Source organism: Mesorhizobium hunchu, from assembly GCF_040081975.1.
In the GTDB taxonomy this organism is placed as follows: domain Bacteria; phylum Pseudomonadota; class Alphaproteobacteria; order Rhizobiales; family Rhizobiaceae; genus Mesorhizobium; species Mesorhizobium hunchu.
This window is the reverse complement of record NZ_JBEBMG010000002.1, coordinates 117,297-130,320: the sequence shown is the minus strand read 5'-3', so window position 1 is coordinate 130,320 and position 13,024 is coordinate 117,297. Positions and strand designations below refer to the sequence as shown.

12 protein-coding genes are annotated in these 13,024 nt (G+C 66.2%); 6 read left to right on the top strand and 6 right to left on the bottom strand.

All coding sequences use genetic code 11. The annotated features are described in order from the left end of the window. Positions 1-89: 89 nt before the first annotated feature. Positions 90-1,619, bottom strand: a complete 1,530-nt coding sequence (locus ABMA46_RS04145) for an ABC transporter substrate-binding protein (protein WP_425475698.1) — start codon at positions 1,617-1,619, stop codon at positions 90-92. Positions 1,620-1,810: 191 nt separating this feature from the next. Here ABMA46_RS04145 and cueR point away from each other — a divergent pair, with 191 nt between their 5' ends. Together cueR and ABMA46_RS04135 are read left to right on the top strand one after the other, a co-directional pair. Beyond that, positions 1,811-2,260: a Cu(I)-responsive transcriptional regulator gene (gene cueR / locus ABMA46_RS04140; RefSeq protein ID WP_348998052.1), complete on the top strand. Its 450-nt coding sequence runs from the start codon at positions 1,811-1,813 to the stop codon at positions 2,258-2,260. A gap of 121 nt (positions 2,261-2,381) precedes the next feature. Further along, positions 2,382-2,621, top strand: coding sequence for a hypothetical protein (locus ABMA46_RS04135; RefSeq protein WP_348998051.1), 240 nt, complete (start codon positions 2,382-2,384; stop codon positions 2,619-2,621). A gap of 34 nt (positions 2,622-2,655) precedes the next feature. On the opposite strand, the gene ABMA46_RS04130 is transcribed toward ABMA46_RS04135, so the two are convergent. Further along, positions 2,656-3,294, bottom strand: a complete 639-nt coding sequence (locus tag ABMA46_RS04130) for a DNA-3-methyladenine glycosylase I (RefSeq protein WP_348998050.1) — start codon at positions 3,292-3,294, stop codon at positions 2,656-2,658. Positions 3,295-3,506: 212 nt separating this feature from the next. Here ABMA46_RS04130 and ABMA46_RS04125 point away from each other — a divergent pair, with 212 nt between their 5' ends. From ABMA46_RS04125 to ABMA46_RS04115, 3 genes are all read left to right on the top strand, one after another. Then, positions 3,507-4,301 carry a L,D-transpeptidase gene (locus ABMA46_RS04125; protein WP_348998049.1) on the top strand — a complete coding sequence of 265 codons (795 nt, stop codon included), beginning with the start codon at positions 3,507-3,509 and terminating at the stop codon, positions 4,299-4,301. Between the two features lie 224 nt (positions 4,302-4,525). Next, positions 4,526-5,458 (top strand): bifunctional 5,10-methylenetetrahydrofolate dehydrogenase/5,10-methenyltetrahydrofolate cyclohydrolase, encoded by a 933-nt coding sequence (locus ABMA46_RS04120; protein ID WP_348998048.1) that lies wholly within the window; start codon positions 4,526-4,528, stop codon positions 5,456-5,458. 120 nt (positions 5,459-5,578) lie between these two features. Continuing rightward, positions 5,579-6,028: a universal stress protein gene (locus tag ABMA46_RS04115; RefSeq protein WP_348998047.1), complete on the top strand. Its 450-nt coding sequence runs from the start codon at positions 5,579-5,581 to the stop codon at positions 6,026-6,028. Between the two features lie 62 nt (positions 6,029-6,090). Here ABMA46_RS04115 and glcF read toward each other — a convergent pair whose 3' ends face one another. The 4 genes from glcF to ABMA46_RS04095 form a co-directional block, all read right to left on the bottom strand. Continuing rightward, the gene (gene glcF / locus ABMA46_RS04110; protein ID WP_348998046.1) at positions 6,091-7,410 is read right to left on the bottom strand and encodes a glycolate oxidase subunit GlcF; all 1,320 of its coding nucleotides are present in this window, start codon (positions 7,408-7,410) and stop codon (positions 6,091-6,093) included. Between the two features lie 9 nt (positions 7,411-7,419). Continuing rightward, positions 7,420-8,625, bottom strand: a complete 1,206-nt coding sequence (glcE, locus tag ABMA46_RS04105) for a glycolate oxidase subunit GlcE (RefSeq protein ID WP_348998045.1) — start codon at positions 8,623-8,625, stop codon at positions 7,420-7,422. Positions 8,626-8,803: 178 nt separating this feature from the next. Further along, on the bottom strand, positions 8,804-10,300 hold the full coding sequence (locus tag ABMA46_RS04100) for an FAD-linked oxidase C-terminal domain-containing protein (protein ID WP_348998044.1): 1,497 nt from the start codon (positions 10,298-10,300) through the stop codon (positions 8,804-8,806). Positions 10,301-10,685: 385 nt separating this feature from the next. Beyond that, entirely contained in the window at positions 10,686-12,008 is a 1,323-nt protein-coding gene (locus tag ABMA46_RS04095) for a DUF3422 family protein (RefSeq protein ID WP_348998043.1), read from the bottom strand. A 205-nt stretch (positions 12,009-12,213) separates the two neighbouring features. Between ABMA46_RS04095 and ABMA46_RS04090 the strand changes: the two genes are divergently transcribed. Continuing rightward, the gene (locus tag ABMA46_RS04090; RefSeq protein WP_348998042.1) at positions 12,214-13,011 is read left to right on the top strand and encodes a FadR/GntR family transcriptional regulator; all 798 of its coding nucleotides are present in this window, start codon (positions 12,214-12,216) and stop codon (positions 13,009-13,011) included. Positions 13,012-13,024: the final 13 nt, after the last annotated feature.

The window sequence follows — 13,024 nt, the reverse complement described above, 5'->3', positions numbered from 1 at the left end:
GTCTCCCTCCCCCTTGTGGGGAGGGGACAGGGGTGGGGGTACCGCACCGTCGAAATTCCATATGCGACAGCCCTGCCCCCCGAATGCGATCACTTCTCCAGATAAGCGTTCCAGAAGAAGGGCCACGGCGCCGGCGTGACGCCCTTCAACTCCGGCGATTGTGCGGCGAGCGCGTTGAAGTCGCCGACCTTGTAGATCGGGGCCTCGTCGTAGATCACCTTCTGCACGTCCTCATAGAGCTTGGCGCGCTTGGCCGGGTCGGACTCGGCGTTGAACGCCTCGACCGCCTTGTGCTTGGCGTCGGTCGACCACCAGCCGGGCGTGGTGTCCGACATGAAGCCGTTGAGCGAAGGCTCCGGCAGGAACGGGCTGTGGGTGATGTAGATGTCCCACAGCTTCGGATCGGTGCGGTTCTTGGTCAGCGTCGCCCATTCGACCACGTCCAGCTCGACCTTGAAGCCGGCCTGCTCGAGATAGGCCTGCGCCACCTGCGCCATCTTGTAGTGGAATTCGTACTGGCGGCTTGTGAGGATGCGCAGCGGTTTCGAGCCGTCATAGCCGGCTTCCTTGAGCAGGGCCGCAGCCTTCTCGGTGTCGCCGTCCGGCTTGTAGGCGTCGGTGCCCGCGGTGTTGTGCCAGGCAAAGCCCTCCGGATACATCGAGCCGTCGACGGCGAAGAAATCGGTGGAGCCGAAGGCGGCGGTCAGCATATCGCTGGGGGCGAGCGCCGCCTGGATGGCCTTGCGGATGCGGATGTCCGAGTTCAGCCCTTCCTTCGTGTTCATGACGAAGACCGGCCAGCCGAAGGGCTTCAGGATCACCGGCTTGTCCTTGCCGCCGGAAAGCTTGTCATAGGATTCCACCGGCAGAGCGTCGGCATAGGCGAACTGGCCGGCGACCGCGCCCTCGACTCGGGTATTGGGATCGGGAACCGGCACGAAGCGGATCTCGTCGAGATACTGCTTGCGGGCGCCGCCATAGAAATTCGCTTCGCCGTCGCGTGACTTGTAGCCGTCGAAGCGGGCGAGCTGGATATATTGGTCGGGCTTGCGGTCCTTCAGCATATAGGGACCGGTGCCGATGAACTTGGTCATCGGGTCCTCATCGGCGTTTTCCGACGGGATGATGATGGCGGCAGCGTTGTTGAAGGCCAGAAGCGACAACAGCGGTGCATATGGCTTCTTCAGCGTGATCTTGACCGTATTGGCATCGACCGCCTCGACGCCGCTGATGACTTCGGCGGCCTGCTTGCCGCGCGTCGCGATCTTCTCCCAACGATTCAGCGAGGCGACCACGTCGGTCGAATCCATGTCGGAGCCGTCGTGGAACTTGATGCCGGTCCTGAGCGGGATCGTGTAGGTCAGCCCGTCGGCGGAAATCTGCGGCATGTCGGCAGCCAGCAGCGGCGTGATCGCCCAGTCCTTGCCGAAGGTGTAGAGCGTCTCGAAGATATGCTGGGTGATGATGCCGACCAGATCGGCGGTCGAGGCCATCGGATCGAGCGTCGGCGGCTCGCCGACGGTCGCCACGTCGATCACGCCGCCCTTGACCGGGTCGGCCAAGGCTCCATGTGCGGCAGGCAGCATCATTGCAGCAAGCGCTGCGGCAAGTGTCGCCAAGCGTCCCATATTCAACTCCTTGTTCCCTTATTATGTAATCTATACTTTATTTGTGTATGACTATTCCATCAGGCTCCCGTTTCGTCAAGCGGCTGCGGCCAAGACCCGTTCATTCGCCGTGCCGGGACTTGTCTGGCGCCCGACACGTCGCCAGATGAGGATCCAGCAGACGGGCAAACAGGAGTGCAGCCATGAATATCGGTGAGGCGGCGGCGGCTTCGGGCGTTTCGGCCAAGATGATCCGCTATTATGAATCGATCGGCCTGATCGTCGACGCCGCGCGCAGCCCTGCAGGGTACCGCATCTATTCGCAGGACGACGTGCACACGCTGCGCTTCATCCGGCGCTCGCGCGATCTCGGCTTCTCGGTCGAGCAGATGGGCAATCTGCTGGCGCTGTGGAACGACCGTTCGCGCGCCAGCGCCGACGTCAAGCGGATCGCGCTCGCCCATATCGCGGAACTGGAACGCAAGATGCGCGAGTTGCGCGACATGACCAGGACGCTGCGCCATCTCGCGGACACCTGCCACGGCGACGAGCGGCCGAACTGCCCGATCATCGAGGAATTGTCCTGCGGGCATCACGCAACGCCGGACCAGAGCGGCCGGCGGCAGGAGAGCGGACGGCCATCGGCCGCATAGCGCAGCGCCGTCGCACGGACGATCCGTCCCGTACCGGAAAATGAAACAAATTCGCCATCATCGCGGCATCGTGCCGACACAATCGCATCCGATAAGCGCAACCGGAACAAGAGGTTGGCTCATGTCACAGATTGCGGGACCCCTTCTGCGCGACGACGCCGCATCGGCGCGGATGCCGGCGGCTCTCGCCGGCCGGAGCGCCCCCCTGCAAAGGGCGGGACCGTTCGATCCTGCGCCGGCTCATGAACGCGATCCCGGTTTCGCCGGCATCGTCGTCACCGGCCTGCTCGTCGTCTATCCTGCGCTGGCCATCGTGGCGGCGGTCATCGTTGGCCTGAAGCTGTCCGGCGCCGGTGCCTGAGCGCCGCTGACCTAGCGGCTCCTTCGCATGCGGATCATTTCGGCCGTTTGAAAGCGTTGCGCTCCGCCTCGACCTCTGCGCGGCACGTGCATCCTTCGAGATGATCGTTGACCAGCCCCATCGCCTGCATGAAGGCATACACGGTCGTCGGGCCGACGAAGCTCCAGCCGCGCTTCTTCAAGTCCTTCGACAGGCGCACGGAGACGGCCGTGGTCGGATTGGCGCGCAGATGCTTCAGATCCACCACCGCCGGCCTCTCGTCCGCACCGGGCTCGAAGCGCCAGAAGAAGGCCGCCAGCGAACCGGCCTCCTTGATCAGCTCGCGCGCGCGCCTGGCGTTGTTGACGGTCGAGACGATCTTGCCGCGATGGCGGATGATGCCGGCATCGCCGACGAGGCGCTCCACATCGGCGTCGGTGAAGGCCGCGACCCGGTCGATGTCGAAACCGGCGAAAGCCTTGCGGAAGTTCTCGCGCTTGCGCAGGATGGTGAGCCAGGAAAGCCCCGACTGGAACCCTTCCAGGCAGATCTTCTCGAACAGCCGGCGGTCGTCATCGACCGGCCGGCCCCATTCATGGTCGTGGTAATGTAGGTAATCGGGCAAATTGCCGTGCCAGAAACAGCGCATCGCCCCGTCTGGCCCTGCGATCAATCCTGTCTCTTCGCTCATCATCGATCCGTTCGTTAACCGGGCCGTCGGGTTTTTACGCCGGCTTTACCAGATTCCTGAACCGGCCGGTAACCGTACCGGAAGGTTTCCTGACAAAACGGCATTTTACCGATTTCGATTCACCTTTCGGTTGCCGCGGCGCGCCACCATGCCGCTCGAAGTCGGGAGCGGACACCCGTTTCCGGCCACGAGACGATCAGGCAAGAGTGCGTTCAATGTCCAGGTTCTTCTTCTCCGCTTTCGCCGCGGCGGCGATACTCGCCGCCGGCGCTTCGCCCTCGCAGGCCAACGACCGCTACAGGGAAAGGCCGCCGGTGGTGGTCAGCCCCGATCTTTCGGCCCCGTGGGTGCTCCAGCTTCAAGGCGCTCCCAGGGTGCGTGCGCCGAGGATGAACGCGCCGCGCACCGACGCGGCGCGGGTGGCGCGGCAGGTCCGTCCCGTCGCCCTGCCCCGCATGCGCGCCGGCCAAGCGGCCGCGATCCAGCCCGACCGGACCCGCACCGCCGCCGTGCAGAAGCCCGCCCGGCGCATGATCATGGTGCCGAAGCAGATCAACCCGATCTACCTGCCGCAGGAAGTGAACTACCACGGCAGCGAAAAGACGGGCACGATCGTCATCGATACGCGCGACAATTTCCTCTACCTGGTCGAGAAGAACGGCAAGGCGCGCCGCTACGGCGTCGGCACCGGCAAGCCGGGCTTCGAGTGGGCCGGGACGCACAAGATCACCGCCAAGCGCGAATGGCCCGACTGGCGCCCGCCGGCAGAGATGATCGCGCGCGAGGCGGCCAAGGGGCGCCACCTGCCCACCATGCTGCCCGGCGGCATCGAGAACCCGCTCGGCGCGCGCGCCCTCTATATCGGCTCCACGCTCTACCGCATCCACGGAACCAACCAGCCCTGGACGATCGGCGGCGCGGTATCGTCGGGTTGCATCCGCATGCGCAACGAGGACGTGGTCGATCTTTACGAGCGTGTGCCGGTTGGCACGACCGTCGTGGTCATGTAAGGAATTCCGCGAACAACGGGGGACGGGCCGTGTGGGGACATGGCCGGTCACGAAAGGGGCAGCCGCAAGCCGGCTGCCCCTTTTGCTTTCGATCAGGACTTGTCGTAACAGGCAGCCGGTCTTAATTGTGCGTCGCACAAGAGGCAGGACTGTTCGCTTTCCCGCCCTCACGCCGACGGATCGCCTGATAACAAGGCGGCAAGACAGGTAATCGAGGTTCAAGCATGTCATCGCCCGAAGACAGCCGCTACCTGAAGGGCGGCCCGGTCGCCCAGCGCATCATCGCCGCCGTTCGGCATGACGCGGAGATCGCGCGCGCCGAAGGTTTTGCACCCAAGCTGGTCTCGATCACCGTGGGCGACGTCGCCGCCGTCGACGTCTATGTCCGCAACCAGCGCGCCAAGGCGGCGCTCGCCGGCATCGATTTCGAAGAGCGGCATTTCCCGGCGGACCTGACGGCGGCGGAACTGGAAGCCGCCATCCACGGCATGAATGCCGATCCGCGCGTGACCGGCATCATCATCCAACGGCCGGTGCCCGCGCACATATCCATCAAGGCGATCCAGGCTGCGGTGCATCCGCTCAAGGACGTCGAAGGCATGCACCCCACCTCGATCGGCAACATCGTCTACAACCAGCTCGACCTGGCGCCGTGCACCGCCGCCGCTTCGGTGGAACTGCTCAAGGAAACCGGGCTCGATCTCAAGGGGCTCGAAGTCGTCGTCGTCGGCCATTCGGAGATCGTCGGCAAGCCAATCGCCTTCCTTCTCATGAGCGAGGGCGCCACCGTCACCGTCTGTCACCACATGACGCGCTCCGTGGCCGCCCATGCGCGCCGCGCCGACGCGCTGTTCGTGGCCGTCGGCAGGCCGCGGCTGATCAAGGCGGACATGGTCAAGCCGGGCGCTGCCGTCATCGACATCGGCATCAACTCCGAGACCGGTCCGGACGGCAAGGAGCGGATCGTCGGCGACGTCGATACCGAGAGCGTGCGCGAGGTCGCCGCCTGGATCACGCCGGTCCCCGGCGGCGTCGGCCCGCTGACGGTGGCGATCCTGTTGCGCAACACGATGGTCGCGCTCAACCGCCAGCGCGACCTCTACCGCGCCACCTACGGCGTCGACCAGTCGGACGCATCGCGCATCGCGGCCGAATAAGCTTCGCCATCCGCTGGTCCAACACTCAAGGATCGACAAGTCGCCGCTTGATTGGGATCAAGAAGCGATCAAGCGTCGGCGCCCATATCGAGGCACGACGTCAAGCTCCAGGAGACAATCATGCACCAGCACATCCTGATCCCCACGGACGGGTCCGAAACCGCGCAGAAGGGCGTGAGCTACGCGCTCGCGCTCGCCAAGGACCTCGGCGCCAAGGTGACCGTGGTGACGGTGACCGACCCCTATCCGGTGCCGGGAATGGCACTGGGCGCCGGCTGGATTCCGTCCGAGGAAGAGGTGAACAGCTACTATGCGGCGCAGAAGGACAGCGCCGGGAAGCTTTTGCAGGAGATCAAGGCGGCAGCCGACAAGCTCGGCGTCGAGGCCGCGACCGTGCATGTCTCGGAAGCCCGGCCGGCCGACGGCATTTTGCAGACGGCGGCGGAGCACGGGGCGCAACTGATCGTCATGGCCTCGCACGGACGGCGCGGGGTCTCGCGCCTGGTGCTGGGCAGCCAGACGGCGGAAGTGCTGGCGCTCGCGGAGGTTCCGGTCCTCGTGGTGAAGTAGGCGGGGAAGGCAGGCGCCCGGCCCCGGGCCACTTCGTGGCAGCGGCCCGGCGCTCTCCGGATCTATGCGCCCGATGGGCGCTCGCGTGGCAAGCCGGCGGGCCTTCGCCCGCCATAAGCCCAGTCGAGCAGTTGCACCGTATGCACGACCGGCATTCGGGCCGCCGAGGCGATCTGGGTGATGCAGCCGATATTGCCAGTGGCGACGGCCTCGGCGCCGGTCGCCTCGATGTTCTTCACCTTGCGATCACGCAGCCGCGCCGAAATCTCCGGCTGCAGCATGTTGTAGGTGCCGGCCGAGCCGCAGCACAGATGCCCCTCGCGCGGCTCGCGCACGGTAAAGCCGGCATGGGCCAGAAGCGCTTTCGGCTGGCGCGTGATCTTCTGGCCGTGCTGCATCGAACAGGCCGAATGATAGGCCACGACCATATGCGGCTTCGCCGCCGGCTCCGGCAGGTCGAGCGACGAAAGATATTCCGTCACGTCCTTCGCCAGCGCCGATACCCTCGCCGCCTTCTCCGCATAGGCCGGGTCGAGGCGCAGCATGAAACCATAATCCTTGATCGTGGTGCCGCAGCCGGACGCCGTGATGACGATGGCATCCAGCCCGCCGTTCTCGATCTCGCGCGTCCAGGCGTCGACGTTGCGGCGGGCGGAGGCGAGCGCCGCCGCCTCCCTGCCCATATGGTGGGTAAGCGAACCGCAGCAGCCTTCGCCTTGCGGCACCACCACCTCGATGCCCAACCGCGTCAGCAGCGAAACCGTCGCCTCGTTGATGGCGGGATCGAGCACCGATTGCGCGCAGCCGGTGAGCAACGCGACGCGCCCCTTGCACTCGCCTTTCGGCGCGTGCCTGCCCGGACGCGACACCGGCGAGGCGGCGGGAACCGATTTCGGCGCGAGCCGCAGCATGGCAGCCAGCGGCTTCAGCGCCGTACCCTCGAACAGCCCTGCGAAGGGACGGCCGAGCTTCGCCAGCTTCAGCGCGGCGCGGAACCGCGCCGGATAGGGCAGCACGAAGGCCAGCAAACCGCGCACCAGACGGTCGGGCAGCGGCCGTTTGTAGGTCGCCTCGATATGGGCGCGGGCATGATCGACCAGATGCATATAATTCACGCCCGACGGGCATGTCGTCATGCAGGCGAGGCAGGACAGGCAGCGGTCGATATGGGTGACGATTTCCTTATCCGCCGGCCGGCCGGCCTCCAGCATGTCCTTGATGAGGTAGATGCGGCCGCGCGGACTGTCGAGTTCGTTGCCCAGCGTCACATAGGTCGGGCAGGTGGCGGTGCAGAAGCCGCAATGCACGCATTTGCGCAGAATGCTTTCGGACTCCGCCACATGCGGGTCGGCAAGCTGCTCGGACGTGAAATTGGTCTGCATGATGTCTGCCTAGGCCATGCGGCCGGGGTTGAGGATGTTCTTCGGATCGAATTGCTCTTTCAGCCTAGCCGATAGCGCTGCCAGCGCGGGCGGCTGCGGCTGGAAAACCGGTATTGCCGCGCGGTCGGCAGGCGTCGCGCGCACCAGCGTCGCGTGGCCGCCGCCCTGCTGGCGGACCAGAGCGCGCACCAGGTTCGCCTCCGGTTCGCCGGCCTCCATGCGCAGCCAGGCCAGTCCGCCCTGCCAGTCGTAGAAGACGTCGACCGCCGTCTGCCGGCGCAGCGTCATGACCATGTCGTGACAATCCGCAGGCGCCATCGAGACGCGCCAGACCGGGCGCTCGTCCGGACCGGCGAACGGCGCGCAATCGCGCACGTCCCGCCACAGGGCCCCGGACTTCTCGCCGGAAATCTCCTCCAGCGCTCCCGCGTGCTTCAGCAGGCCTTTCAGCATCTCAAGCCGCGCCGCCACCGAGGGCGCGAAGCCCTCGACGCGCAGCAGCGTGGCGGACTCGCTGCCGAAGCGGCCGCCATTGACGCGCGCCACGGACGGATAGGGCAGGTGCGCGGCGCTGGAGACCTCGGCGCTGGAACCCAGGGCAAGCGCCATGGCGGCGGCCGCCTGCTCGTCGTAGAGGCCACGTATCGCGAGCGTCGTCTCGGTCTCGGCCGCCGGCAGCACCTTGAAGGTGACGTCGGTCACCACGCCCAGCGTTCCCCATGACCCCGCCATCGCCTTCGACAGATCGTAGCCGGTGACGTTCTTGACCACACGGCCGCCCGACTTGAAGGCCTCGCCGCGCCCCGACACGGCATGGATGCCGAGGACATGGTCGCGCGCGGCGCCCGCCTTGAGCCGCCGTGGGCCGGAAACATTCGCCGCCAGCACGCCGCCGATCGTGCCGCGCCCCGCTGCGTGGCCGTGCAGCGGGCCATAGTCCATCGGCTCGAAGGCGAATTGCTGACCGTTCTCGGCCAGCAGCTTTTCGATCTCGGCCAGCGGCGTGCCGGCCTTTGCGGACAGCACCAGTTCGGCCGGCTCGTAGAGAGTGACACCGGAAAGCTTAGAGAGGTCCAGCGTGTGCCCAGTCTGGGGCGGCCGGCCGATCTCACGCTTGGAACCGTGGCCGACGATTTCCAGCGGCGCTTCCTCCGACACTGCCCATTGGACGGCGGAAAGCGTTTCGGCAGCGGAGGTGGGGGCGAAGATGGTCATGGCGCAGACCTTTTCTCCCCCCTCGAGGGGGAGATGGCTGCGCAGCAGCCAGAGGGGGTCGCTGCGGCAGCGCGGGACGCCGGTAGGCCTCTCGACGCCTCGTCGACCCCTCCCGGCCGCTTCGCGGCCGTCCTTCGGACCCCCTCAAGGGGGAGGAAAAACACTGGCGCTCGCATCATCAAAACCTCGGAATATCCGGAAACGCCACTTGTCCCTTGTGCACGTGCATCCGCCCCAGTTCCGCACATCGTCTCAGTTGCGGAAACACTTTTCCCGGGTTGAGCAGATGGCCGGGGTCGAAGGCGCATTTGACCCGCATCTGCTGGTCGAGGTCGGTTTCGTTGAACATTTCCGGCATCAGGTCGCGCTTTTCCACGCCAACGCCGTGTTCTCCGGTCAGCACGCCTCCGACATGCACGCACAGGCGCAATATGTCGGCGCCGAAGGCTTCCGCCTTTTCAAGTTCGCCCGGCCTGTTGGCGTCGTAGAGGATCAGCGGGTGCAGATTGCCGTCCCCGGCATGGAAGACGTTGGCGACGCCGAGCCCGTATTTTTCCGACAGTTCCTTCATGCCGTGCAGGACCTTCGGCAGTTCCTTGCGTGGGATGGTGCCGTCCATGCAGTAGTAGTCGGGCGAGATGCGGCCGACCGCCGGGAACGCCGCCTTGCGCCCGGCCCAGAAAGCCAGCCGCTCGTCCTCGTCCTGTGAGATGCGGCAGGTGGTCGAGCCGTTGCGGAGCGCGATCGCCTCGACCTCGCCGATCAGGTGATTGACCTCGACCTCCGGCCCGTCCAGCTCGACGATCAGCAGCGCCTCGCAGTCGAGCGGATAGCCGGCGTTGACGAAATCCTCGGCGGCGTGGATGGCCGGCCGGTCCATCATCTCCATGCCGCCGGGAATGATGCCGGCACCGATGATGTCGGCCACGCACTGGCCGCCCTGCTCGCTGGTCGGGAAGCCGATCAAAAGGGCGCGAGCCGTGTCCGGTTTCTTGAGGATGCGCACCGTGACCTCGGTGACGACGCCGAGCAGCCCTTCCGAGCCGGTCATGACGCCCAGCAGATCATAGCCTTCGCTGTCGAGATGCCGGCCGCCAAGCCGCACCACCTCGCCGTCCATCAGCACCATCTCGATGCCCAGCACGTTGTTGGCGGTCAGGCCGTATTTCAGGCAGTGCACGCCGCCGGAATTCTCCGCCACGTTGCCGCCGATGGAACAGGCGATCTGCGAGGACGGATCGGGCGCGTAGTAGAAGCCCTCCTCCTCGACCGCGCGGGTGATGCCGAGATTGGTGACGCCAGGCTGCGCTACGACGACACGGTTGGGATAGTCGATGGCAAGGATGCGGTTGAAGCGGCTCATCACCAGCAGCACGGCGTCTTCCAGCGGCAGCGCGCCGCCCGACAGCGAGGTGCCGGAACCGCGCGGGACGACGCGGATATTGCGCTCGTTGCAGTATTTCAGCACGCGCGAGACCTGCGCGACCGTTTCCGGCAGGACCACCACCAGTGGAAGCTGGCGGTAGGCGGTCAGCCCGTCGCTCTCGAAGGCGCGCATCTCGTTGACGGCGTCCACCACGCCCTCACCCGGCACGATGGCGCTGAGGTCCGCGACGATTTCCGCGCGGCGGGCAAGCGTTTCGCTATCAGCCTTCGGCATGACGAGGCCGGACATGAATGATCCTTCCGCCAAACTGGTAAAAAGCTTTTACCAGTGACCGGCACCGCTTGCAAATGCGGCTTTGGGCGAAGCTGGAAGCGACGGACGGCGCCGCTTTCCGCAGCGGCAATTGGCCGCGATGCTTTCATGAGGGCAGGCTGTCGCGGATGGAGTGCCTGATCGCGGATGGGGGTTCCCGATCGCAACGGGCGAGCACCCCCACCCCTATCCCCTCCCCACAAGGGGGAGGGGGATTTTTGCAACGGCGCTACCCTGCGCCGGTGCTGGCGATCTTGGGCGAAACGATGGTGTCGGTGTCTCCCTCCCCCTTGTGGGGAGGGGATAGGGGTGGGGGTGCGCGGCAGCGATGGCTATGCTCTCAAAGGAACGGAAAGCCGCCCTATTCGCCCGCCGCCCTGCCATGTTCGGAATGCGCCCGCTGGACGCGCCTCACGCCCCACCATACCAAGAGCACCACCACCGGCACACTGACCGCGGTGACCGCTTCGGGCGCAACAGCATGGCCGAAGACCGAAGTGCTGCCCTTGGCGAGATAGCCGATGAGACCGACCACGTAATAGGACACCGCCGCCACCGACAGGCCCTCGACGGTCTGCTGCAGGCGCAGTTGCAGGCGCGCGCGATTGTTCATGGAGGCGAGTAGGTCGCGGTTCTGCTTTTCCACTTCGACATCCACCCAGGTGCGTAGGAGCGTGGTGGCGCGGGTCAGTTTTCTGGACAGGTTCGCCTGGCGCTCCTCGACCGAGCGGCAGGTGCGCATGGCCGGCGCGACGCGGCGCTGCAGGAAGCCGGCCCAGGTGTCGTAGCCGGGCACGGATTGCTCGTCGAGCGCTTCCAGCCGCTCGCGCACGATGCCGTCATAGGCGCGGCTGGCGCCGAAGCGGTAGAGGCTGGACGCCGCGTCGGCCTCCAATTCCGCTGCCAGTTCGGTGAGGTCGGCCAGCAGCGTCTGGTTGTCGCGCGTCTCCACGACCTTCATCTCGCTGGTGATGACGGCCAGCCTGTCCTCGATGCGGCGCGCGCGGGCCGACATGGAAAGTGCCAGCGGCAGGCCCATCACCGCAAGGGTGCGATAGGTCTCGACATCGATCAGCCTCTGGCAGAGCGCGCCGGTGCTGGCCGGCGTCAGGCCCCGGTCGAGCACCAGCATGCGCGTCAGCCCGTCGCCGTCCTGGCGGAAGTCGGTGACGATCGCCGCCTTGCCGCGCTCGACCAGCGAATAGCACAGGCTGGTCGGGTCGAAGGCGGCAACGAGCTTTTCCGCCGCTGGCGTCCACTTCCGGATCTCCAGCCTTATGCCGGAGATCACGGTGCCGGGCGGCGAGAAGCCGTTGCCGAAGGGCGACTCCTCGCGCGCCTTGCCGGCGCCGAGCGGCCCTTCCCACAGATAAGTCGAGAACTCGGTATGGCGCTCCCAGCGCAGGGTGCCGTTGCCCCATTTCATCGCATGGTGGCGGGCCTGCCGGTCGGGAGCGGCCACGCCGAGCCGGCGCGACAGTTCCGACAGCACGGCATGATCCACCGCCGCGCCTGCCTCGGTCATGAAGGAAAGCTGCACAAGCACGCGCGGCGCGGCGACCAGTGGATGCGGGCGTGCATGCACCTCGCCCAGTGCGCCGGGCCTGCCTTCATGGGCGGGAAAGCCCATCACCGCGCCGGCGGCGCGCGGCCTGAATTCCAGATTCGATGCCTTGTCTGTCACGGCTGGTCCCCCGATACGACCGTTGCCTGCGCGGTATCCCCTCTAGGGTCAATCCACGGGTCGGGCAAACGCAAGGATCGTCGCGTTCCCGCATTACGGTGCCATGCCGGACCGGCATGGCGCACACAAACTGGATAAATTAATTGACCAGTTGGCGGACTTGCCCTTATCCTCGCTGGCACATCCCGTTTTGCAGGCAAACCCGTTGGGCGACATCTTTTCCCGCATCGAGCATTCGCGTACCGCCGACGAGGTGGTGGGGCAGATCGAGGGGTTGATCCTCGAAGGCGTGCTGCGCGTCGGCGACCGGCTGCCCGGCGAGCGGGAACTGGCGCGCCAGTTCGAGGTGTCGCGGCCGATCCTGCGTGATGCGCTCAAGACGCTCGAGACCCGCGGCCTGCTGGCGACCCGGCACGGCGGCGGGACCTATGTCGCCGACGTGATCGGCGAGGTCTTCTCGCGGCCGGTCATGGATCTGTTCTCCACCCATCCCAAGGCCGCTTCGGACTACCTGGAATACCGGCGCGAGATGGAAGGGATGGCCGCAGACTACGCGGCGCGGCGCGCGACGCCCGACGACATCGCCCTGCTCGATGCCATCATGGCACGCATGGACGAAGCACACCGCTCCGGCGATTTCGAGGACGAGGCGGAAGTCGACGTCGAATTCCATCATGCGGTGGGCGAATGCGCCCACAATATCATCCTGCTGCACACACTGCGCTCCTGCTACCGGCTGCTGTCGGACGGCGTTTTCCGCCACCGGCTGCTGGTCTTTTCCCTGCCCGGCGCGCGCGACGCGCTTCTCGCCCAGCACCGCGTCATCCATGCCGCCGTCAAGGCCGGCGATCCGGCGGCGGCGCGCAAGGCCGCGATGGATCATATCACCTATGTCGAGCGCTCGATGGCGGAAGCCGAGCGCACCGGCGACTGGCAGCGCGTCTCGCGGCTGAGGCTGCGCCAGCGCGCCGGCGAACACGAATTGCAACGCAAACGATCCTGAAGTCCGGAACCCA

What these genes read in the sequence shown, in the direction of transcription:
- glcF (WP_348998046.1), bottom strand. Translation starts at nt 7,410, where the DNA reads ATGCAGACCAATTTCACGTCCGAGCAGCTTGCCGACCCGCATGTGGCG.
- glcE (WP_348998045.1), bottom strand. Translation starts at nt 8,625, where the DNA reads ATGACCATCTTCGCCCCCACCTCCGCTGCCGAAACGCTTTCCGCCGTC.
- ABMA46_RS04120 (WP_348998048.1), top strand. Translation starts at nt 4,526, where the DNA reads ATGTCATCGCCCGAAGACAGCCGCTACCTGAAGGGCGGCCCGGTCGCC.
- ABMA46_RS04100 (WP_348998044.1), bottom strand. Translation starts at nt 10,300, where the DNA reads ATGTCCGGCCTCGTCATGCCGAAGGCTGATAGCGAAACGCTTGCCCGC.
- ABMA46_RS04135 (WP_348998051.1), top strand. Translation starts at nt 2,382, where the DNA reads ATGTCACAGATTGCGGGACCCCTTCTGCGCGACGACGCCGCATCGGCG.
- cueR (WP_348998052.1), top strand. Translation starts at nt 1,811, where the DNA reads ATGAATATCGGTGAGGCGGCGGCGGCTTCGGGCGTTTCGGCCAAGATG.
- ABMA46_RS04125 (WP_348998049.1), top strand. Translation starts at nt 3,507, where the DNA reads ATGTCCAGGTTCTTCTTCTCCGCTTTCGCCGCGGCGGCGATACTCGCC.
- ABMA46_RS04130 (WP_348998050.1), bottom strand. Translation starts at nt 3,294, where the DNA reads ATGATGAGCGAAGAGACAGGATTGATCGCAGGGCCAGACGGGGCGATG.
- ABMA46_RS04115 (WP_348998047.1), top strand. Translation starts at nt 5,579, where the DNA reads ATGCACCAGCACATCCTGATCCCCACGGACGGGTCCGAAACCGCGCAG.